We start from the raw sequence: 20454 nt of genomic DNA, 5'->3' as shown, positions 1-20454 counted from the left end.
CGTGGCAGACCGCAAGACCCGGACGTCGGCACCCGCCACGGTGGACGACAACACCCTGCTGGCCGCGTACGGGGTCGGCCTCGTCGTCACGGTCGGCGGCGCCGTCCTGCTGGCCGGACCCCTCTCCGCCCTGCTGTCGGGGCGGGGCTGGGCCCGCAGCGAGGACACCGTCCCCGAGACGGTCGTCTACGCCCTGGCCAAGGGCCCCGGCTCCGTCTTCCACCCGGCCCCGCCCTCCTGGCTGTTCTACGCCCTGACCGCGGTCCTGGTCCTGGCCGTGGGCGTCGCCGTGGTCAAGGCCGCCGACCTGCTGTCCTCCTCCCGCAAGGGAACGGGCGGCGCCCAGTGGGGCGGGGCGAAGACCGAACGGAAGATGGCCGCGCTCGACGACCCCGCCCGGCGCGTCAACCGGATCACCGCCGGGCGGGGCCTGCGCACGGGCAAGGTCGTGGCCGCGCAGCCCAACATCTCCGCGACCGTCTTCGGCGTACCGGGCTCCTCGAAGACGACGGGCCTGGTCCTGCCGAACGCGGCCGAATGGGCCGGCCCGCTGGTGGTGACCACCACCAAGGCGGCCGACCTGGACGTCATCTACGCCCGCCGCCGCGCCATCGGACCGGTCTGGGTCATCGCCCCGGCCGGCATCCCCGGCCGGGCCGGCGACCACTGGTCGCCGGTCGAGTACTGCACCGACGCCAAGGCGGCCGACCGCATGGCCTCCTGGCTGGCCGAGGCCTCGTCCTCCGGCGACGACAAGCGGGCGGCCCCCTGGGTCGACCAGGCCAAGAGCGTCCTCAAGGGCATCCTGCTCGCCGCCCGCCTCTCGGGCGGGGGCATCTCCGACATGCGCCGCTGGATCTCCCTCGGCAAGGACGCGGTCGACCACGTCCGCGCCGTACTCCTCGCCCACGGCTACACCGACGTCGCCGACGACTACGCCTCCCCGTGGCTGCGCCTGCACGAGGACGGCATCGGATCCATCCAGTTCAGCCTCAACGTCCTCGCCCGCGTCTTCGCCGACGAGGAGGTGCGCGAGACCTGCGCCCGCTCCGACTTCACCTTCGAGGAGTGGCTCGAGAAGCGGGGCACCATCTGCATCATCGCCTCCGAGGCCGACGCCGACCGCTTCGCCCCGCTCATCAGCTCCCTGATCGCCGGAGCGATCCACGCGGCGGAATCCCTGTACAACTCCACCGGCACGCCCATCAGTCCGAGCGTCGGCATCCTTGTTGACGAGGCCGGCAACATGCTCCGCTACCCGCGCCTGCCCAACATCCTCACCACCGGCCGCGGCATGGGCATCACCCTGCTGACCGTCTGGCACGACCTGTCCCAGCTCCGCGAATCCCTCGGAACCCAGAAGGCCAACACCGTCCTGTCCGCCAGCGGCCTGCGCATGCTGCTGCCCGGCTGCGGCGACCTGGAGACCCTGCGCTACTTCTCCGGGCTGTACGGGCGCACCGAGGTCGTGAAGACCAGCCACGGCCGCTCCCGCGGCGAGCACTCCACCACGACCCAGACCACCGAGACCGACCTCGCACCGGTCCACTCGCTCCAGCAGCTCCCCGATTTCACGGCGATCGCGCAGTACACCAACCTGCCGCCGATCAAGGTGAGGATGCGCCTCACGTTCCGCGACAAGGACCTCAAGAGGCTCCTGGCCGGACCGAAGCCCGGAACCGACAAGAAGGCGGCCGCAGTTGACTGACTTCGACATGTCCAACCCGGCCGACCTCTGGCCGACCGGACCCTCCGCCGCCGCCCCGCCGAGCGAGCCGCAACGCTGGGTATGGGCGGCCATGGACCCCGCCGACCGCCGGGCACGGCTGCGCGAGCTCGGCGCATGGGTCGACTGGCTGCGCACCACGTTCGAGCTGCACAACAAGATCACCCACTGCTGGTACCGCCACTCCGCGGTGGTCGAGCACCTGACGGCCCTCCACACCGGCTGGACGCGTACGTACGCGGGCACCGACGCCCCGGGCCGCGAGCTCGCCGAGGCCGACTGGATCAACACCCTGCACGCCTTCGTTCCGCGCCTGCAACTCCCGGCCTGCGCCACGGGCACCCACCAGGACCCGCCCCCGCTGATCCCCGCACCACCCGGCGCCGCGGAGTCCTTCGAGCAGTACCTGACCCTCTCCGCCGCGGCAACGGCCCCGGCGTCCCACCCGGCGGCCGCCGAACTCACCCGCCGCCAGGCGGAGCTCGACCTGCCGCTGTGACCGAAGGCCGCCCCATCATGGATGGGGCGGCCTTCGGGTGTGGGGGAGGGGGCGCTCAGGCCTGCGGGGGGCTGAAACGATCGATGCCGGCCAGCACCTTCCGATCAAGCTCCAGGGTCCTGGTGAGAGCCTTCCGGGTGAACCGCGAAGGGTCCTCCGCGTACATCGCCCGTCCCCGCTCGGAGGTGAACCGTTCCTCCGGGATCCGGTCGGCGTCCTCCGGCAGGAACTTGATGACCTCCTCGAGGGCAGCGGCACCGTACGCGACGGTCGGACGGATCTCGCGGTGTTCGGCGTTCGGGGTGTTCAACAGCCGCTGCCCGGATTCGAGCGACAGTCGCTTGGCGACCCACAGGAACTCACCCGGATCGATGATCTGCGAGGGCTCAGGGCCACCGAAGGCCGGAGGGGCGACCGGCCGGTCGTCGGAGAACGTGAACTCGAACACGCGCGCACGGCCGCACTCCGGGCAGACGCCCTCATACACGCTGACCAGCACACCCTCGCGGTCTTCGACACGGTGCTCGCGGTCGAACCGATTTGCACCGCACGCACAGGCATGAAGATCCATGTAGAGGTGCGATTCCTGCGCCGAACGAGTGATCAACATGGCATGATCCTACTGGAATCGGCAGGTCAAATGGGGGGACATCAGTGGACCTGAGCAGCGGCGAAGGGCGGCTGCTCGCCGCAGCCGAGACCGCGTTGCCCGCAGTGCTGCGAGACCTCTACTCCGCGCAGCTGCGGGACGGCACGCTCACCGAGCAGGACGGCCGACGGTTCTTCCTCCTCACCGACCCGGCGGGACGACCCGTCGAACTGCGCCTGGACACGGCGGAGCTGCCGCGGCAGCTGGCGGCCCGCACCTTCACCAACACCACGGCCGACCGGTACGTCGTCCAGTTCGCCGATACGCTCCGGCCCGAACAGGCCGGACAGGTCCTGGCCCGCGAGCTGGGCGAGCTGGTCGTCGTACGGGAGCGCGCTGCGGTCGGCGGGCAGGTGCCTTTGGAGAACCTGCTGGTCCCGGGCACCGCACTGCCCGCGGATCTGGTCCTGTCCGACGCCGACCGGGGCCGTGTGGGCGAGTTCACCTACCTCGCCCACAGGATGAACGACGCCGAGCTCACGGCCCCGGAGCGTCAGGAGGCCCGTGACCGATTCTCCGTGCTCGTCGACGAGTCCGGGCTGAGGCCTCAGACCCCACCGGATGACGCGAACCGAGCCGGTGACCAGTACGCGGCTGACGCGCGTCTGAGGACCGTCGACTGGTACCTGCCGGCCGAGACGCGTGACGCCATGGACGCGCTCGCCGTCCCCCTCGAGCAGCTCGACCCCGCCGACGCGCAGGCCCTGACCAACGCCCGGGCCGCCCGCGCCCAGGCCCCGCAGGCGCCGGACCTGGGCGAGTACCCTCTGCCCGGCCTCCGGTCCGACGGGACGCCCGTACCTCGCGAGGAGCTGGACCGGGCCGCCGCCGAGGCCGCGAGCGAGCGCACCGCGGTCAGCGCCCGGACCCTCGCCGACCTGCGCGCACAGCAGGCGACCCTCCCCGAGGGCAGGTATCCGGAGTTCGAGATCATGATCGGCGGCGGCGCCGCCCTCGCCGGACGCGACCCCGGCGCCCTGCTCGTGGACGCCCGCGGACGCTGGCACGTGGACCCCATCACGGCGATCGTCCAGTCCGCCGACCAGGTCCGCCACCTGCGCCAGAGCGGTATGGGCGACCCGTACCAGTTCGCCGGCCCGCAGGAGCGGGTGCCGCTTCCCGCGCTCCAGCTCTGGGAGGACACCGCCGCCGCGCGCGGCCCGCTCATCGACGGGCGGGCGGAGCTGAGCGTCAGCGCCGAGGGCCGCCTGATCGCCGAGATCATCCCGGCCGACGGCTCCGACCCGGTCAAGGTCGAGGTCAAGGGTGCCCCGCTGCTCGCCACCGGCATCCCGCCCGAGATCATCCCCGGCGCCGATCGCCGGATCTCGACCGAGCGGGAGGCGGCCGAGGTCCTCACCGAGGTCCTCACCGCGGCGGGGACCCCCGAGGCCGAGGCGGCCCGCGACCGGCTCCTCGCGCTCCCGGACGGCGAGGGGCGGGCCGCCGCGAGCCTGCGGGTTCTGGCCGACCCGCAGACGGCCGAGGTCCTGAACGCCTCGCAGGACACCCGTGTCGCGGGCGCGACCGAGACCCTGCGGGCGACCGCGGCCTGGGAGGAGGCCGGCGCCCTCGCGCCCGGCCGGGTCCTGATGGGCGATGCGATCGGCGACGGCGAGTACGACCCGTCCGTCGCCAAGGTCTGGGTGCTCGCCGGTGTCGGCGGCGCCGCCATCGCCAACGCGGAGATCATCCTGCAGGCCGACCCCGAGGCCAGGGTGCTGATGGTCGGCAAGGACGCGCCCTTCGTACTCCACAACGACGCCCAGTACACGGCCCTGCGCCGGGCGCACGACGCCGAGTACGGCGGCGACGGCAGGCTCGTGACATACGGCGGCCGCTACCTGGGGTCAGTCGGTACGGTGACCGGCCCCGACGGCGGGGTCCGTCTGGAGGCCCTCGACAGCGAGGGCAACTCCCTGGGGATCGAGGGGGACGCGTACGTGGCCTGCCTCGGCCGTGTCTCCCGGCTCCCGCAGCCCCTCGACTCCATCGAGTCCGCCGTGCGTTCGGCCGGCGGCGAGGTGCGGGGGGAGCTGGTCTTCGACGACGACCGCCAGTACCTCGGCTACCGGGTGGAGTTCGAGGTGCAGGGCCGGCAGCACACGGTCGACGTGACCGGCGCCGCGTCCCGGATGCTCCCCGGGAACGTCGCCTTCGACAGCGACGACGTGAAGCGCTTCGTCGCTTTCGACGCCAAGGTGGCCCCGCCGGAGAGCGGGAACGTCTCCGCCGGCTTCATGGCCACGGCGCTCCAGGGCTCCCAGCTCGCCCGGCACCGCGCGGCGCACCGTCCCCCGGACGACGGCGGCCCGGGCATCGCTGGGCCGACAGCTCCGCGGCCCGGCCCGCAGGGCCCTTCCCAGCGGTACGACGGCCCGGCGGCCCCGGCCCCGTACGCCACGGCGCAGGACGCCAAACAGGCCGGCGAGGGCGTCACCCGTTCCTTCCAGACCTGGGTCCAGAGCGACATGGGCCGCGAGCTGGCGGGCTCGGACCACCCCCGCATCCGCGCCCTGCGCGAGGCCTGGCAGCAGCTGCCCGCGCACGACCTGCCCGAAGGTCCCGGTCGGGCAGCGGTGCCGTACGGGGCGGTGGCCGAGCGAGCCGGCGCGGCAGTCACGGCCGCCGTCGCCTCGGGCCGCTTCGCCCCGGAGGACGTGAAGGCCCTGACCGCGATGGCTCAGGCGGCCCAGACCCACGCGACGCGCCTGTCGGCGACCCAGCCCGGCGCCGCACCGCCCCCGCAGGCCGCGGCCCCGGCACCCCGCGTGGCGACCCCTGCCCCTCCGGCGGCCCGCTCGCCCCGGCTGGCCACCTGAGGGGCGATGCGCGCGCAGGTCCCCCGGCCCGCCGAGGCGGTCAGGGGGTCCGCGCGGCGCCCCCCGGCACGGGGCGGGGGTAGGTGCGGGACTGCTTGACGCTGCCGTACGCGAAGCTCGACTCGATCGAGGCGATCCCCGGGATGGCGTGGATCCGGTGGCGGACGAGGGCCTCGTAGGCCTCCAGGTCCTCGATGACCACCCGGAGCAGGTAGTCGCTGCTGCCCGCCATCAGGTAGCAGTCCTGGATGTGCTCGATGACCGCCACGTGCTCCTCGAACAGGGCCACCGCCTCCGACGTGTGCCGTTCCAGGCGGATCCGGACGAAGACGGTGATCGGGAGCCCGAAGGCGACCTGGTCCACCACGGCCGTGTAGCCGCGGATCAGGCCCGCTTCCTCCAGCCGGCGGACCCGGCGCAGACAGGGGGAGGGGGAGAGGCGGACCCGGTCCGCGAGGTCCTGGTTGGAGAGCCGGCCGTCGGCCTGCAACTCCCGGATGATCTGCAGATCGACCGCGTCCACGACTGCTCCTGGGGGCTCCTGGGGGGCTTCTTCGCCATTCCTTGGCAGATCCTGCCCCAAACGTATGTCCGAGCGGCAGAACTGGCAATCGGCTGCCCCGCCCCAAGCCCTAACGTTGCCGGTGAACGGGCCGGACCGGCCCGTTCTCACAGGCTGGAGCAACTTCCTTGGTCGCGACCAACACCACCGGCGCGACCGCGCCTCTCGACACGGCGGTCCCGCCGGCCGGAAACCCTCCCCCAGCTACCGCTGGGGGGACCCCCAGTCGGCGCGGGCTGTCCCCGCAGGCCCGGGGCATGGCCGCGCTGCTGGTGACCGTGGCGATCTGGGCGGCCTTCGCGCTCAGCGCCCGCGCCCTCAGCGCCTCCACCCTGCTCCCCGCCGACGCGGCCCTGCTGCGCTTCGGCGTCCCGCTCGTCGTCCTGGCCCCCGCCCTCTGGCGGCGCAGGCGCCGCATCGCCGCGGTGCGTCCGGGCGCCGCGATCAAGATCATCTGCGGTGCGGGGGTGCCCTTCTTCCTGGCCGCCATGCACGGCGGAGCCCTGACCTCGGCCGCCTTCGTCGGCTCGATCGTCCCCGGAATGGTCCCGCTCTTCGTCGCCGCGCTGATGGCAGCCCGGGGACGCGGAGTCCCCCGGGGCACCCAGGTGGCCGGGCTCGCCCTGATCGCGGCCGGCGTGGCCGCCCTCGTATGGCGCTACGTCGTCCCCGTGGACGCCGGCGTACTGGAGGGGGCAGGCACGCTCCTGGTGGCCAGCGGGCTGTGGGCCCTGTACACGGTGGGGCTGCGCGACGTGGACCTCGACCCCGTCGGGTCGATCGGGCTGCTGTGCCTGCCCTCCTTCGCGGTGATCGGGCTGCTCGTGCTCACCGGGGTGCTCCCGACGGGCCTGGCACACGCGGCGGGCGGCGACATCGCCCTGTTCCTCGTCGTGCAGGGGCTCGGGGTCGGACTCTGCGCCGGTCTGCTGTACGCCTTCGCCATCCGCCGGCTGGGCGCCGAGCGCAGCTCCGTCGTCGGCAGCCTCAGCCCCGTGGCCGTCGTCCTGCTCGCCATCCCCGTGCTCGGCGAGTCCCCGACCCTCGCCGTACTCATCGGCGTACCGCTGATCACCCTCGGCGTCGTACTCGCCAACCGCCGTTCCTCCGTCCGCCCCCGCCCCGAGGTCCCCGCAGATGCTTGAGCTTCTTCCCCCGCCCCCCACCGACCCGCTGTGGGACCTGACGTACGAGTTCGGCTCGGACGAGCGGGCCGAACGGCTGAACCTGGTGCTCGGCGTCTACCGCGACCAGACGGGCCGCACCCCCGTGATGGCCGCCGTCCGCGAGGCGGAGATCCGCCTCGCGGAGCGCTCCGAGTCCAAGGAGTACCGCGGGCTCTCCGGCAACGCCGCCTTCAACCGGGCCCTGCTGGACCTGGTCCTCGGCACGCAGGGGCCCTCCGACCGGGCCGCGGCCGTCCAGACCGTCGCCGGTTCCGGCGCGCTGCGGCTGCTGGCCGACCTGATCTGCCGGACCCGCCCGGGCACCACGGTGTGGATCAGCGATCCCGCCTACGTCAACCACCGGCCCATCCTCGAGGCCGCCGGCCTGGAGGTCCGTACGTTCGGCTGGTGCGACGCCGAGGGCGGCTTCGACTCCGCCGGCGTCCTGCGCGACCTGGCGCGGGCGCGGCGCGACGACGTCGTCCTGCTCCAGGGGTGCTGCCACAACCCGACCGGGGCCGATCCCGCCCCGCAGGACTGGGCGGCGCTGGCGGAGCTGGCGGCCCGGGACGGCTGGGTGCCCTTCATCGACCTCGCCTACCACGGGCTCGGCGACGGACTGGAGGCCGACCTGGCGGCCACGCGCCTGCTGGCCGCGCGGGTTCCGGAGATGCTCATCGCCGTGAGCTGCTCGAAGAACTTCGGCCTCTACAGCGACCGCACCGGCTGCGCCATCGTCCTCGGCGCGTCGGCCCAGGCGGTCCGGCACGCCGAGACGGCCCTGCAGAACGCCGCCCGGACGCTCTACTCCATGCCGCCCGAGCACGGGGCCGCCGTCGTGACGACGATCCTGGAGGACGAAGGGCTGCGGGACCTGTGGCGCGCGGAGCTGGACGCGATGCGGGGCCGGATCGAGGCCAACCGGACGGATCTGACCGCACGCCTGACCGCGCTGGGCTGGGGCGCGCAGGCGCGCTCGCTCGCACGGCAGCGGGGGATGTTCTCGATGCTGCCGCTGACGGCGCAGGAGATGCTCCTGCTGCGCCGGCAGTACGCGATCTACGGGACCACCGCCGGGCGGATCAACATCGCGGGCATCGCGGCCGACCGGATCCCCTGCCTCGCGCAGGGCATAGCGGGAGTCCTCGAGAACCGCTGAAGCCGAGTCGCTGAAGCCGTGTCGCTGAACCGCAGTAGAAAGCCCGGGCGGCTCGCCGCCCGGGCTTCTGCAATCCCTGCAAGACAGTCCCCGGCCGTCCCGTCGGTGCCATGAGCCATCCGCCGTCGCCGATGGCTCCCGTGGTCCGCGAGAACAGCCGGGGGCCTGGCCAGAGCCTGGTCAAGGGTCACGCGGGCCTCGGAACGTCTTCCGGGGGAGGTGCGGCTCTTTTCCGGTTTTCCGGTGTATCACCGATTTTCCTCCCCGGCCCGCCGTAGTCAAGAGGTAATCGGCGGCTGAAATCCCGGGGGGAATGGCCGGATAGAACTCACCCCGCCCAGTGGCGAGTTGGGGGTGTGGCATCATGGCCGCATTGTCCGACCGCTGGGTTCGCCGGAGGACTGAGGGATGAAGTTACCTGGCTCCGCGTTACCGGCGTCGGAGGACAGGCGGCTCAGGCGCCGTCTCAAGAAGGTCCGCCACACCTGCGAGGGACTGCTCGCGGAGTGGGGCATGGAGCACGGCTGCGGCATTGACGAACTCCACGCATATCTGAGCGAGCAGCGCGGCCGCCCCATCCATTTGATTCCGACGGCCTTCCCGGAGCGCCATCTGTTCGGCATATGGCTGAAAACGGATGACTTCGACATCATCGCCTTCGAGAAGGCGGCTTCGGCCTCGCACAAGGAACACATCATCGCGCACGAACTGGCCCACATAGCCTTCGACCACAACGGGTCGGTGCAACTGGACCAGCTCGGTCCGGGCCGCGCGGACCAGGGGGATCCGGGCGGGCTGTTCTCCGACGTCGACCCCGAGGCCGTACGGGGCGTGCTGATGCGCTCCCGCTACAGCGACGACGAGGAGCAGGAGGCCGAGACGATGGCCTCGCTGATCCTGGCCCGGGCCACCAAGCGCTGGACCGAACCGGCCTGGGGCGTCCCGGACGCGGCGGCCGAGATCGTGGCCCGGATCGAGAGCGGCCTCGGCAGGCCCGACCAGGGGCCCGCGTGATCTACACCGTCCTCGCGTGGGTCTGCGCCTTCGTGGGCCTCGCCGCCTTTGCCTACCGGCTCCCGGACCTGCTGCGCAGAAGGCACGACATCGCCCTTTGGGCGCTGTGCACCTACTTCCTGTGCTCCGGGATCAGCTTCCTCGTCGACCTGGACCAGCTCCGGCTGCACATCTCCGCCTTCTTCGGGCTGCCGAACATCACCTCGCTGATCACCCAGGCCGCCGTGGTCGTGCTCACCGCCGCGCAGCAGGTCGTCCTCGTCTACTGGTCGTCGCCGCCCGCCGAGGCCCGCCGCATGGCGCGCCGCCGGGTCCTGCTCTTCGGCGCCGCCCTCGGCGTCCTGGTGGTCTCGTCCTTCTCCGTCGGCCCCGTGGCGCACTCGGAGACGGCCACCTCCACGATCCTGCTCAGCATCCAGCACGGCGGCTACGCCCTCTACATGTCCTTCTACCTGCTGATCTGCGCCGTCGGGCAGTTCGAGACGGTGCGGCTGTCGCTGCGCTTCACCACGATGGCCAACCGGCAGTGGCTCAAGGTCGGCATGCGCACCGTCACCGTCGGCGCCAGCATGATCCTCGTGTACTGCGTCACCCGGAGCATCCAGATCGCCGGCACCCGCCTGCACTTCGACGCGGCGGAACTCGACCCCATCCAGTGGACGTGCGGCAGCGTGGGCGCCCTGCTCCAGATCGCCGGCTGGACCATCCCCTCCTGGGGTATCCGGATCACCCGCGCGCGGGGCTGGGCCCGCAGCTACCGCTCCTACCGCCGGCTGCGGCCCCTGTGGTGGGCGCTGTACGAGGCGACGCCGGACATCGCGCTGGACCCGCCGCGCTCCTGGCTGCGGGACCTGGTGCCGCCCAGGGACCCGCACTACCGCCTCTACCGGCGCGTCATCGAGATACGCGACGGCCAGCTGATCCTGCGCACCTCGCTGTCCCTGGAGGACTTCACCCGCGTGGCCCGCGCCCTGAACCTCCCGGAGGACCCCACCTCACCCCTGGGCGAGGCCCTCCAGCTGCGCGCGGTCCTGGGCCGCCCGGCCGAGGAACGGGCGGAGCGCGCCGAGCGGGCCGACGCGTCGGACATCCCCGCGCGGCCCCCGTACGAGGACTTCCGCGACGAGGTGGACTGGCTGAGCCGGGTGGCCTCCTCCTTCGACGACCTCGGCCAGCGCCGGACCGGCCCGGTCGACGCCGGCCTGCTGTCATGACGGCGCCGTCCGGCCGGCCCGGCCGCGCCGACGGCCGTGACGAAGCGGTCCGGCTGGCCCTGCGCACCGTCGAGCGCCTCGTGGCCCTGGACACCGACCGCGGTGCGAGGGCCGCCGTGCCCGCCGTACGCGAGGCCGTGCGGCGGATCCCGGAACTGTCGGCCGCCCCCCGGACCCTGCGCGGCCACGACCCGGACCACCTCGCCGCCCTCGCCGAGCTGAGCGAGGTCATCGGCTGGATCCTCTTCGACGCGGGCCGTTACGCCCACGCCCGCCGGATGAACGCGCGGGCGCTGGCCCTGGCGGAGCTGTGCGGAGACCGCTGGACGGCGCGGCTGGTCCTGCTCAACCACAGCATGCTCACCACCCACACCGGGCAGCCGCGGGCCGCCCTGGACGCCGCGGCCCGGGTGAGCGGGCCACGGCCGCTGCCGGCCCGGGTCGCCAGCCTCGTGCTGATCCGCCAGGCCCACGCGAGCGCCCTGCTCGGCGGCCGGGGCAGGCCCCTGGAGCTGATCTCCCGGGCCCGCAGCCGCTTCCTGGACGGCGTCTCCCGGCGGGACCCGCACTGGGCCTGGTGGATCGACGAGGCCGAACTGCTGGGCCACGAGGGCTGGGTGCAGGCCAGGCTGCGCCGCTGGGACCGGGCCATCCCGCTGCTGCACCAGGCGGCCACCGCCCCCGGCCCCTCCTACCGGCACCTGTTCACGGCGGAGCTGCTCTCGGCCCTCGCGCGGGCCGGGGCCTGGCGGGAGGCGGAGGACCTGATCGCGCGGGTCGCTCCGGGCGCCGCCGCCATCGGGTCGGTACGGACCACCGAGACGCTCGCCAGGACGGCAGCCGGCCTGCGCCGCCGGGACACGGGCGCCCCGGCCCCGCTGCGGGACGCGGCGGCCTTCCTGCTGGAATCGCTGCCTGCCTAGGGCGCGTACCGGCCCCCTTCCGGACCGCCCTTCGGGCGGCTTCCTGCCGATCCGCGGATCGGTGACCACTCACGGACAGATAGGACGACCACATGCGCCCGTTAAGGATTTCCACGCCCGCCGCCGGTCTGCTGGCGGCGGCCGCGCTCCTCTTCGCCTTCGGCGGACCGGTGTCGCAGGCCACCCTCGGCGCCGGCTCCGCCCCGGCGGCCGCCGCCGAGCAGGCTGCCGCCGGGCAGGGCAGCGCGTACATCTCCACGCACCTCTACTTCGGCACCGGCCGGCACGACGGCCATCCGCCCATCACGGAGGAGGAGTTCAATCAATTCGTCGCCGACGTGGTGACGCCGCGGTTCCCTTCCGGGCTGACCCTCCAGGAGGGCCGCGGCCAGTGGCGTGACAAGGAGGGCGACATCAACCGCGAGAGATCGTACGAGCTGACGGTGATGTACCCGGTGTGGGAGGCCCACGCCCGCAATGCCGACATCGAGTACATCCGCCGGCTCTACTGCGAGACCTGGGAGCTGGAGTCCGTCGGCCGGGCCGATGTCCGGGCCCAGGTCGATTTCTGACAGCTAGCCAGTCAAGGGTCCGGGAATTCACGGACCGGAGCGGCAATTCCGGGTCCGCGCCCCTCCGGGGCGAAGTCCCCGGCGCCGGGGAGCCGGCTCCTCGGCGTCGGGCAGCTCCCGCGCGAACGCCTCCGCGCCCGCCGGGTCGAAGACCGACCGCTTCCCACGGCTCGGCAGCTCGTCGCCACCATCATCGGCGTCCCCCGGCCGGTCCGCACCTCCACCCCGGCACGGTGATCACCGACGCCCCGGGCAGCCCGCCGCCCGAGGGCCCCGCGCGGGGCCCTCGGATAGGGTGAATCGGTAGGAATCAGACCCCCCGGGGCGAGGTCGGTGCGTTGGACGCTTACCAGTCGACGAGCAAGGTGCCCGATCCGCCGACGGCGGCGGTCGGGTACGCGGGCGTACTGCGCGAACTGCTCCCGATCGCCCTGTGGCGGGAGGACGCGGACGGCCGCGTCGTGGAGTGGTCCCTGGCCGCCCAGGACCTGCTGGGCCACCGCCCCGAGGACATCCTCGGCCGGCCCGGCACCGCCGTCCTCGTCCCCGAGGCCAACCGGAAGCTCGCCGACGACCTGACCCGCCGGGTCCAGGCCGGCGAAACCGTCGTCGGCACCCTGCCCGTACGCCACCGCGACGGCCACCGGGTGGCGATGGAGATGTGGATCGTGCCCGCCGCCGACCCCCAGGGCCGTACGGGCGCCATGCTCATCGCCGTCGAGACCTCCGAGGTCCTGCGCATGCGGGACTCCCTGGCCGCCCTCCAGAGCCTCTTCACCCAGTCCCCGATCGGCCTCGCCACCCTCGGCCCCGACCTGCGCTTCCTGCGCGTCAACGACGCCCTCGCCCGGATGAACGGCGTCTCCGCCGCCGAGCACCTCGGCAAACGCCTCACCGAGGTCGTGCCCGGGGTCAACGCCACCGCCCTGGAGGCCACGATGCGCCAGGTGCTCGAACAGGGCACCGCCGTCGTCGACGTACGCCGCACCGGCCGCACCCCCGCCGACCCCGACCAGGACCGCACCTGGTCCTGCTCCTACGCCCCGCTCCTCGACGGCAGCGGCCGCCGCCTCGGCCTGATCGCCTCCCTCATCGACATCACCGAGGGCCAGCGGGCCCAGCTGGAGGCCGAGCGGGCCCGCACCCGCTTCGCCCTGCTCGCCGAGGCCGGCACCCGCATCGGCACCACCCTCGACCTGCGCCAGACCGCCCAGGAGATCGTGGACCTGCTGGTGCCGCAGCTCGCGGACTCGGCCGACGTACAGCTCCTCGAAGCCGTACTGGACCCCGACGAGAGCGCCGCGGCCGCCGCCTCCACCCAGGGGCTCCTGCGCAGGCTCGCCGCCGCCTTCCCCGACCCCTCCGCCCCCACCGCCCGCCTCGCACCGGGCCAGACCTTCCAGATCCCCACCGGGACGGTGTACGAGCGGGTCATCGCGGAGGGGGTGCCCATGAACCTGTACGTCTCCGACATCCCCGCCCTGATCACCGACCCCCGCGCGGACGCCCTGCGCGACTACCTCGCCACCCTCGGATCGGCCCGCATGGTGCCCCTGGTCGCCCGCGGCAAGGTGCTCGGGGCCGTCGCCGTCACCCGGCTGCGCGCCCGCGAGCCCTTCGACGCGCAGGACTGCGTACTCATCGACGAGCTCGTCGCACGCGCCGCCCTCAACATCGACAACGCCCGGATGTACACCAGCCAGCGCCAGGCCGCCCTCACCCTCCAGCGCAGCCTCACCAACAGCGCGCTCCCCGAGGTGCCCGGCCTGCAGCTCACCGGCCGCTACCTGCCCGCCAGCGAGCACGACGTCGGCGGCGACTGGTTCGACGTCATCCAGCTGCCCCGCGGCCGCACCGGCCTGGTCATCGGCGACGTCATGGGCCACGGCATCCACGCCGCGGCCGTCATGGGCCAGCTGCGCACCGCCGTACGCACCCTCGCCCGCCACGACGTGCCGCCCGCGCAGATGCTCCGCTCCCTCGACGCGGTGGTGGAGGACCTCGGCGAGGACGAGATGGCGACCTGCGTGTACGCCGTCCACGACCCGGCGGCCGGGGGCTGCGTCATCGCCCGCGCGGGGCACCCGCCGCCCGCCGTGGTCACCCCCGACGGGAGGGTCGCCTTCCTCCAGGGACCGCCCGGAACCCCGCTGGGCACCGGGGGGCAGGAGTTCCGCACCGAGGAGGTCCCGCTGCCGCCCGGAAGCCTGCTCGCGCTCTACACCGACGGGCTGATCGAATGCCGCCACCGGGACCTCGACGAGGGGCTGGAGCGGCTCGCACGGGCGCTGGGCCAGGCCGGGCCGCTGGAGGAGCTGTGCGACGGCATCCTGGCCCGGCTGCTGCCCGAGGCCCCGCAGGACGACGTGGCGGTGCTGCTGGCCCGTACCACCTGACGGCGGCCCCCCGGGGGGCTCACCAGGCCAGGTCCTCCAGGGCGTCCAGGTCCAGCGCCAGCGGCAGCGGGGCCTCCCCGCCGCCCGAGGGCGACAGCTCCGCCCAGATCACCTTGCCGCGCTGCGTGTAGCGGGTGCCCCACCGCTCGGCGTACTGCGCCACGAGGAACAGACCCCGGCCCCCTTCGTCGGTGGTGGCCGCGTACCGCAGGTGCGGGGAGGTGCTGCTGCCGTCGGAGACCTCGCAGATCAGGTTCCGGTCGTGCAGCAGACGGACCCGGACCGGCGCGGTCCCGTACCGGATGGCGTTGGTGACCAGCTCGCTGAGGATCAGCTCGGCGGTGAAGGAGGCCGCCTCCAGCCCCCAGGCCTCCAGCCGGCCGGTGGCCTCGCGGCGCACCCGGGAGACAGCCGCCGGGTCGTCGGGCACCTCCCACTCGGCGATCCGGCCGGGTTCCAGCCGCCGCGTGTCGGCGATCAGCAGGGCGATGTCGTCGCTCGGCGCCGGGAACAGCAGCGCCGACAGGACGTCCGCGCAGGCCTGGTCGGGGCTGCGGCCGGGCCGGGCCAGGGTCCGGCTCAACAGCGCCAGCCCGGTGTCGAAGTCCCGGTCGCGGTCCTCCAGCAGCCCGTCCGTGAACAGCACCAGCCGGCTCCCCTCGGGCAGCACCAGCCCCGCCGTCTCGAAGGGCATGCCGCCCACCCCGAGCGGCAGCCCGGTGGGCAGCTCGGGGAACTCCACCCGCCCGTCGGGGTGCACCAGGGCGGGCCCGGGGTGCCCGGCGCTGGCCATCGTGCAGTGCCCGGACACCGGGTCGTAGACGGCGTACAGACAGGTGGCGCCCGTGATCCCGGCGGGGTTCTCCACCCCCTCGCCGAGGCCCTCGCCCCGGGCGTCGCCCTCGTCCGGCCCGCCGTTCTCCAGCTGGTCGATCCGGTCGATCAGCTCGTCCAGATGGCCCAGCAGCTCGTCGGGCGGCATGTCCAGGGTGGAGAAGTTGTGCACGGCGGTCCGCAGCCGGCCCATCGTCGCCGCCGCGTGCACCCCGTGCCCGACCACGTCGCCCACCACCAGCGCCACCCGGGCCCCCGGCAGCGGGATCACGTCGAACCAGTCCCCGCCCACCCCGGCCTTCGCGGGCAGGTACCGGAAGGCGGCGTCCACCGCGCTCAGGTCCGGCAGCACCCGGGGCAGCAGGCTGCGCTGGAGGGTCACGGCGGTGGCGTGCTCCCGGGTGAAGCGGCGGGCGTTGTCGACGGAGACGGCCGCGCGCGCCCCCAGCTCCTCGGCGAAGGACAGGTCCTCCTCGTCGAAGGCCTCGGGGGTGTCCGCCGCCCGCCAGAAGTTGGCCATGCCCAGGACCACCCCCCGCGCCTGGAGCGGTACGGAGATCAGCGAGTGGAAGCCGTACTCCAGGGCCTGCCGCGTCCCGGCCTCGTCCTGGGCCCGCCAGCCCATCGCCGCGTGCAGATCGGCGGCCAGCACCGCGTGCCCGGCGTCCAGGGCCGCCCGCATCGGAGCCGTCGGCACCACGAAGCGGATGATGTCCCCGACCGGCTGGAGCGGCTGGTCGCTGCGCGTCCCGCTCATCGCCGCCCGGCGCATCTCGGTGTGCATCCCCGCCGCCGGCGAGGGCTCGTCCCCGCGCAGCACCGGCTCCAGCAGCTCGACGGTGACGAAGTCCGCGAACCGGGGGACGGCCACCTCCGACAGCTCCTCGGCGGTGCGCACCACGTCCAGGGTGGTGCCGATCCGCACCCCCGCGTCGTAGAGCATCTGGAGCCGCTCCCGGGCCACCTCGGCGCGCCCGGAGAGCGCCGCCAGCTCGGTCGTGTCGCGCAGGGTCGTGACACTGCCCGAGGGCCGCCCGGCGAAGGGCTCGGTGGGCCGTACGTTGACCGCGAGGAGCCGGTCGCCCGCCAGGTGGACCTCGTCCGACGCGACCCGCCCCGACAGCAGCAGCTCGGTGGTGCCCGGGTCCAGGCCGAGGTCGCCCACGTGCCGCTGCTCGGCGTCCGGCGGCAGGTTCAGCAGGCGGCGGGCCTCGTCGTTGGCGAGCAGCAGCCGGTGGTCGGCGCCGACGATGAGCACGCCCTCGCGCACGGCGTGCAGCACCGCCTCGTGGTGCTCGTTCATCCGGGCCATCTCGGCCGCGCCCAGTCCCCGGGTCTGGCGCCGCAGCCGCCGGCTGACCAGGGCGGCGCCGCCGGTGCCCAGCAGCAGGGCGCCCGCCGCGGCGCCGAGCAGCAGCGGCAGCTGCCCCTCCACCGCGTGGCCCACGTTCTCCACCTCGATGCCGGTGGCGACCAGCCCGACGACGGCGCCCTGCGCGTCCCGTACGGGGACCACGGCGCGGACCGCGTCACTGGGGTCGCCCCGGAACACCTCCGTGAAGGACTGCCCGGCCGCGGCGCGGGCGAGGTCGCCGGTGGCCCGCCGGCCGATCAGCTCGGGGCGGGAGTCCGTGTAGCGGATCCCGTCGGTGGTCATGACGGCGACGAAGTCGACGCCGGAGGCCCGGCGGGCACCCTCGGCCAGGGGTTGCAGCTCGGCCGTGGGGTTCTGGGACTTCAGGGCGGCGGGCAGTCCCGGGGCGTGGGCGAAGGCCTCGGCGGCGGCCAGCGAGCGGTCGCGGGCACCGCGCTCGCTGTCGTAGCGGGCCTGGAACACCAGGGCCAGCGCGGCCGCGGTGATCAGCAGCAGCACGATGACGGCGGTCACCGAGAACACCTGGCCGGCGAGACTGTTCCGGGCCAGGGAGAGGCGCGCGAGCAGGCTCGCCGGCCGCGATTCCCTCTGCCGACCCGAACGTCCGGTCATGAGCCATTTCTAACACTGTCGCCGCTCGCGGGGGCGGCGACCGCGGCCGCCCGGTACGCGCGGGGGCTCAGGCCGAAGGAGGCGCCGAAGTGCTGGCGGAAGGTGACCTCACTGGCGAACCCGGCGCGCCGGGCCACCTCGGGGACCGGATGGTCGGTGCGCTCGAGGAGTTTGCGGGCCTCGTCCAGACGGCGGGTCAGCAGCCATTTGTGGGGTGTGGTGCCGGTGGCGGCGGTGAAGTGCCGGGCGAAGGAGCGCGGGGACATCCCCGCCCAGCGGGCCAGGGTGGGCACGTCCAGCGGTTCGTGCAGCCGGCGCAGGGCCTGCTGCCGTACGGCGGCCAGCGCCTCGGCGGTCCGGTCGGCGGCCGGGGTGGGCCGGTCCAGGTACTGGGCGTGGTCCCCGGTCCGGAAGGGGCCGGTGACCATCGAGCGGGCGATGGAGGCGGCGGCCTCCGCGCCGTGCGCCTCGCGGACCAGGTGCAGGCACAGGTCGATCCCGGAGGCCACCCCGGCGGAGGTCCACAGCCCGTCGTCCTCCACGTACAGCGGGGCCTCCTCGACCAGCACCGCCGGGTAGCGGGCCGCGAGCTGCGGGGCCAGCCACCAGTGCGTCACCGCCCGGCGGCCGTCCAGCAGCCCGGCCTCGGCGAGGACGAAGGCCCCGGCGCAGAGCGCGGCCACCGGCACCCCCCGGGCGTGCGCCTCGCGCAGGGCGGCGAGGACCGGCTCCGGCGTCGGGTCGGCGGGCTCGGCCAGCGCCGGTACGACGATCAGGTCGGCCCGGCCGAGCCAGTCCAGGCCCCGGTCGGGGGCCAGGGTCAGCCCGCCGGGCAGGGCGATCGGTCCGTCGTCCAGCGCGCAGCGGCGCAGTTCGAAGGGGGGCACCCCCAGGCGGCTGCGGTCCGGGCCCCAGACCTCGGTGATGACGGCGAGGTCGAAGCTGCGGATCCCGGGCTGGGCGACGATCGCGACGCGCTGCATGCGGCAACTCTGCCAGAGGGCGTCGCGGCGGAACTGCCAGCCTGGCAGGATCCCATCGTTCCCGGTCCCGGCAGCCCCTGGGACGGGTGTGGCTCGCGGGACACGATGAACCCATGACCGAGACCGCGATCGACATCGCCGCCAACAGTGCCCTGCTCGTCATCGACGTCCAGAAGGGCTTCGACGACCCCTCCTTCTGGGGGCCGCGCAACAACCCGGCCGCCGAGGAGAACATCGCCGCCCTGATGGACCTCTGGCAGGAGACCGGCCGCCCGGTGGTGCTGGTGCGGCACGCCTCGCGCCCGGGCTCCGTCCTCGCCCCGGACCAGCCCGGACACGCCTTCAAGGACCTCGTCGAGGAGCGCCTCGGCCAGGAGGCCCTGCTGATCACCAAGACCGTCAACTCGGCCTTCTACGGCACCCCGGACCTGGCGGCCTGGCTCACCGCCCGGGGCATCGGCCAGCTGGTCGTCGCCGGGATCCAGACCAACATGTGCGTCGAGACCACGGCCCGGATGGCGGGGAACCTCGGCTACGAGGTCCTCGTGCCGCTGGACGCCACCCACACCTTCGACCTCGCGGGCCCGGACGGGCTGTCCCTGACCGCCGACGAACTGGCCGCCGCCACCGCCGTCAACCTCCAGGGCGGCGGCTTCGCCCGCGTGGTGAGCACCGCTCAGCTGCTCTCCGCGTCCGGGGCGGCCCAGCTCACGGCGTAGTACCGCAGCCGCCCGGGGCGGCGGCCCGGCATCCGGATTTCCCGCCGCTCACACCCCGTAGTCGGGGAGGCGGACCGGCTTGGTGCGGGTGTTCTCGGGGGCATTGGCGGCCAGCATGTCGAGGATCTCCTGGGTGGGAGCAGGCATGAAGAACCGTTCGGCGCCCTCGTGGCCCAGGGCCTGGTGTTCGGCCACGTAGGGACGCATCTGCTGCTCGTAGGCGGCAAAGGCGGCCGTGTGGTCGCCGTCGCGGGTGGCGAGTTCGCCGGCGAGGAGGTAGGCACCGATCAGGGCCTGGGAGGTGCCGCGGCCCGAGGTGGGGCCGGCGCAGTAGCCCGCGTCACCAAGGAGGACGATGCGGCCGGCCGAGTAGGTGTCCATCTCGACCTGGGCGTTGGAGTCGAAGAAGAATTCCTGCGCGGTGTCCATCTCCTTCAGCAGGCGCGGCACCTCCCAGCCCTCGCCGGCGAACCGCTCGGCGATCATCCGCTTGTGTGCGGCGGGGTCGCGGCGGTCGTAGTCCAGGTGCTCGGCGGCGAAGTGGAAGGCGGCACGGGCCTCGGTGTTGTCGCGGGCCGTGAAGATGTTGGCGGCCTTGCCGGGGCCGGCGTAGAGGCGGCCGGTGTTCTGAAGGCCCAGGTAGTTGTCGAGGTTGAAGATCGCAGTGTAGATGCCGAGGTGGTGGACGAACTCCTCCTCGGGGCCGAAGGCCAGGGCGCGGGTGCGGGAGTGCAGGCCGTCGGCTCCGACGACCAGGTCGAAGCGGCGGGGCGCGCCGTGTTCGAAGGTGACGAGCACGCCGTCTTCGTCCTGGTCCAGGGTGGCGATGGAGTCGCCGAAGAGGTATTCGACGTTCTCGCGGGTGGCCTCGTACAGCATGCGGGTCAGGTCGCCTTTGAGGACCTCCATGTCGCCGGCGAATATCGCCGCTGGGAGGGTGGCGTACTGGCGGCCCTCGGCGTCGACCATGGCCGCGTCACCCATCTCGGTGTCCAGGGCGCGGATCTGCTGGAGGAGGCCCATGCGGTCCAGGACGTCGAGGGCCTCGCCGCGGAAGTCGACCGCGTAGCCGCCGTCGCGCAGCTCCGGGGCCCGCTCGACGATCGTGGGGGTGAAGCCGTGGCGGTGCAGCCAGTAGGCCAGGGCCGGGCCCGCGACGCTGCCGCCGGAGATCAGCACGGTCTGGTTCTTCTTCATTTGCCTGTTCCTCTCTCGGGGTGATGTATACA

16 protein-coding genes are annotated in these 20454 nt (G+C 73.6%); 11 read left to right on the top strand and 5 right to left on the bottom strand.

Going from position 1 to position 20454, the window contains the following annotated elements; translation table 11 throughout:
* Position 1 precedes the first annotated feature (1 nt).
* Positions 2–1708, top strand: coding sequence for a type IV secretory system conjugative DNA transfer family protein (locus tag OOK34_RS00410; RefSeq protein ID WP_267031839.1), 1707 nt, complete (start codon positions 2–4; stop codon positions 1706–1708).
* A complete protein-coding gene (locus OOK34_RS00405) occupies positions 1701–2225 on the top strand; it encodes a hypothetical protein (protein WP_267031838.1) in 525 nt (174 codons plus the stop codon). The genes OOK34_RS00410 and OOK34_RS00405 overlap by 8 nt, the downstream gene beginning before the upstream one ends.
* Positions 2226–2280: 55 nt before the next feature.
* Here the strand turns inward: OOK34_RS00405 and OOK34_RS00400 are convergent, their stop codons facing one another.
* Entirely contained in the window at positions 2281–2835 is a 555-nt protein-coding gene (locus OOK34_RS00400; protein WP_267031837.1) for a hypothetical protein, read from the bottom strand.
* A 44-nt stretch (positions 2836–2879) separates the two neighbouring features.
* On the opposite strand from OOK34_RS00400, the gene OOK34_RS00395 reads away from it, so the two are divergent.
* On the top strand, positions 2880–5696 hold the full coding sequence (locus OOK34_RS00395; RefSeq protein WP_267031836.1) for a hypothetical protein: 2817 nt from the start codon (positions 2880–2882) through the stop codon (positions 5694–5696).
* Positions 5697–5736: 40 nt separating this feature from the next.
* Here OOK34_RS00395 and OOK34_RS00390 read toward each other — a convergent pair whose 3' ends face one another.
* A complete protein-coding gene (locus OOK34_RS00390) occupies positions 5737–6219 on the bottom strand; it encodes an Lrp/AsnC family transcriptional regulator (protein WP_267031835.1) in 483 nt (160 codons plus the stop codon).
* A gap of 296 nt (positions 6220–6515) precedes the next feature.
* On the opposite strand from OOK34_RS00390, the gene OOK34_RS00385 reads away from it, so the two are divergent.
* The 7 genes from OOK34_RS00385 to OOK34_RS00355 all read left to right on the top strand — a co-directional run bounded on the left by OOK34_RS00385 (position 6516) and on the right by OOK34_RS00355 (position 14702).
* Positions 6516–7403 (top strand): DMT family transporter, encoded by an 888-nt coding sequence (locus OOK34_RS00385; RefSeq protein WP_267031834.1) that lies wholly within the window; start codon positions 6516–6518, stop codon positions 7401–7403.
* Positions 7396–8583 carry an aromatic amino acid transaminase gene (locus OOK34_RS00380; protein ID WP_267031833.1) on the top strand — a complete coding sequence of 396 codons (1188 nt, stop codon included), beginning with the start codon at positions 7396–7398 and terminating at the stop codon, positions 8581–8583. The genes OOK34_RS00385 and OOK34_RS00380 overlap by 8 nt, the downstream gene beginning before the upstream one ends.
* 408 nt (positions 8584–8991) lie before the next feature.
* Positions 8992–9597: a hypothetical protein gene (locus OOK34_RS00375; protein WP_267031832.1), complete on the top strand. Its 606-nt coding sequence runs from the start codon at positions 8992–8994 to the stop codon at positions 9595–9597.
* A complete protein-coding gene (locus OOK34_RS00370; protein ID WP_267031831.1) occupies positions 9594–10811 on the top strand; it encodes an MAB_1171c family putative transporter in 1218 nt (405 codons plus the stop codon). Before OOK34_RS00375 ends, OOK34_RS00370 begins: the two co-directional genes overlap by 4 nt.
* Positions 10808–11734 carry a DNA-binding protein gene (locus OOK34_RS00365; protein WP_267031830.1) on the top strand — a complete coding sequence of 309 codons (927 nt, stop codon included), beginning with the start codon at positions 10808–10810 and terminating at the stop codon, positions 11732–11734. The genes OOK34_RS00370 and OOK34_RS00365 overlap by 4 nt, the downstream gene beginning before the upstream one ends.
* A gap of 92 nt (positions 11735–11826) precedes the next feature.
* Positions 11827–12306, top strand: coding sequence for a DUF3574 domain-containing protein (locus tag OOK34_RS00360; RefSeq protein WP_267031829.1), 480 nt, complete (start codon positions 11827–11829; stop codon positions 12304–12306).
* Positions 12307–12644: 338 nt separating this feature from the next.
* Positions 12645–14702 (top strand): SpoIIE family protein phosphatase, encoded by a 2058-nt coding sequence (locus OOK34_RS00355; protein WP_267031828.1) that lies wholly within the window; start codon positions 12645–12647, stop codon positions 14700–14702.
* A gap of 19 nt (positions 14703–14721) precedes the next feature.
* Here OOK34_RS00355 and OOK34_RS00350 read toward each other — a convergent pair whose 3' ends face one another.
* Together OOK34_RS00350 and OOK34_RS00345 are read right to left on the bottom strand one after the other, a co-directional pair.
* The gene (locus OOK34_RS00350; RefSeq protein ID WP_267031827.1) at positions 14722–17523 is read right to left on the bottom strand and encodes a SpoIIE family protein phosphatase; all 2802 of its coding nucleotides are present in this window, start codon (positions 17521–17523) and stop codon (positions 14722–14724) included.
* On the bottom strand, positions 17520–18506 hold the full coding sequence (locus OOK34_RS00345) for a GlxA family transcriptional regulator (protein WP_267031826.1): 987 nt from the start codon (positions 18504–18506) through the stop codon (positions 17520–17522). The genes OOK34_RS00350 and OOK34_RS00345 overlap by 4 nt, the downstream gene beginning before the upstream one ends.
* Before the next feature lie 113 nt (positions 18507–18619).
* On the opposite strand from OOK34_RS00345, the gene OOK34_RS00340 reads away from it, so the two are divergent.
* Positions 18620–19225 carry a cysteine hydrolase family protein gene (locus OOK34_RS00340; RefSeq protein WP_267031825.1) on the top strand — a complete coding sequence of 202 codons (606 nt, stop codon included), beginning with the start codon at positions 18620–18622 and terminating at the stop codon, positions 19223–19225.
* 48 nt (positions 19226–19273) lie between these two features.
* Here OOK34_RS00340 and OOK34_RS00335 read toward each other — a convergent pair whose 3' ends face one another.
* Positions 19274–20422: an FAD-dependent monooxygenase gene (locus tag OOK34_RS00335; RefSeq protein WP_267031824.1), complete on the bottom strand. Its 1149-nt coding sequence runs from the start codon at positions 20420–20422 to the stop codon at positions 19274–19276.
* Between the last annotated feature and the right edge of the window lie 32 nt (positions 20423–20454).

The organism is Streptomyces sp. NBC_00091, assembly GCF_026343185.1.
GTDB lineage: Bacteria > Actinomycetota > Actinomycetes > Streptomycetales > Streptomycetaceae > Streptomyces.
Note: the sequence above shows the minus strand (reverse complement) of the source record. Positions and strands in the feature narration are given on the sequence as shown.

Coding starts and splice junctions, on each gene's coding strand:
- OOK34_RS00400 (WP_267031837.1), bottom strand. CDS start 2,835: ATGTTGATCACTCGTTCGGCGCAGGAATCGCACCTCTACATGGATCTT.
- OOK34_RS00385 (WP_267031834.1), top strand. CDS start 6,516: ATGGCCGCGCTGCTGGTGACCGTGGCGATCTGGGCGGCCTTCGCGCTC.
- OOK34_RS00380 (WP_267031833.1), top strand. CDS start 7,396: ATGCTTGAGCTTCTTCCCCCGCCCCCCACCGACCCGCTGTGGGACCTG.
- OOK34_RS00375 (WP_267031832.1), top strand. CDS start 8,992: ATGAAGTTACCTGGCTCCGCGTTACCGGCGTCGGAGGACAGGCGGCTC.
- OOK34_RS00365 (WP_267031830.1), top strand. CDS start 10,808: ATGACGGCGCCGTCCGGCCGGCCCGGCCGCGCCGACGGCCGTGACGAA.
- OOK34_RS00360 (WP_267031829.1), top strand. CDS start 11,827: ATGCGCCCGTTAAGGATTTCCACGCCCGCCGCCGGTCTGCTGGCGGCG.
- OOK34_RS00350 (WP_267031827.1), bottom strand. CDS start 17,523: ATGACCGGACGTTCGGGTCGGCAGAGGGAATCGCGGCCGGCGAGCCTG.
- OOK34_RS00345 (WP_267031826.1), bottom strand. CDS start 18,506: ATGCAGCGCGTCGCGATCGTCGCCCAGCCCGGGATCCGCAGCTTCGAC.
- OOK34_RS00340 (WP_267031825.1), top strand. CDS start 18,620: ATGACCGAGACCGCGATCGACATCGCCGCCAACAGTGCCCTGCTCGTC.
- OOK34_RS00335 (WP_267031824.1), bottom strand. CDS start 20,422: ATGAAGAAGAACCAGACCGTGCTGATCTCCGGCGGCAGCGTCGCGGGC.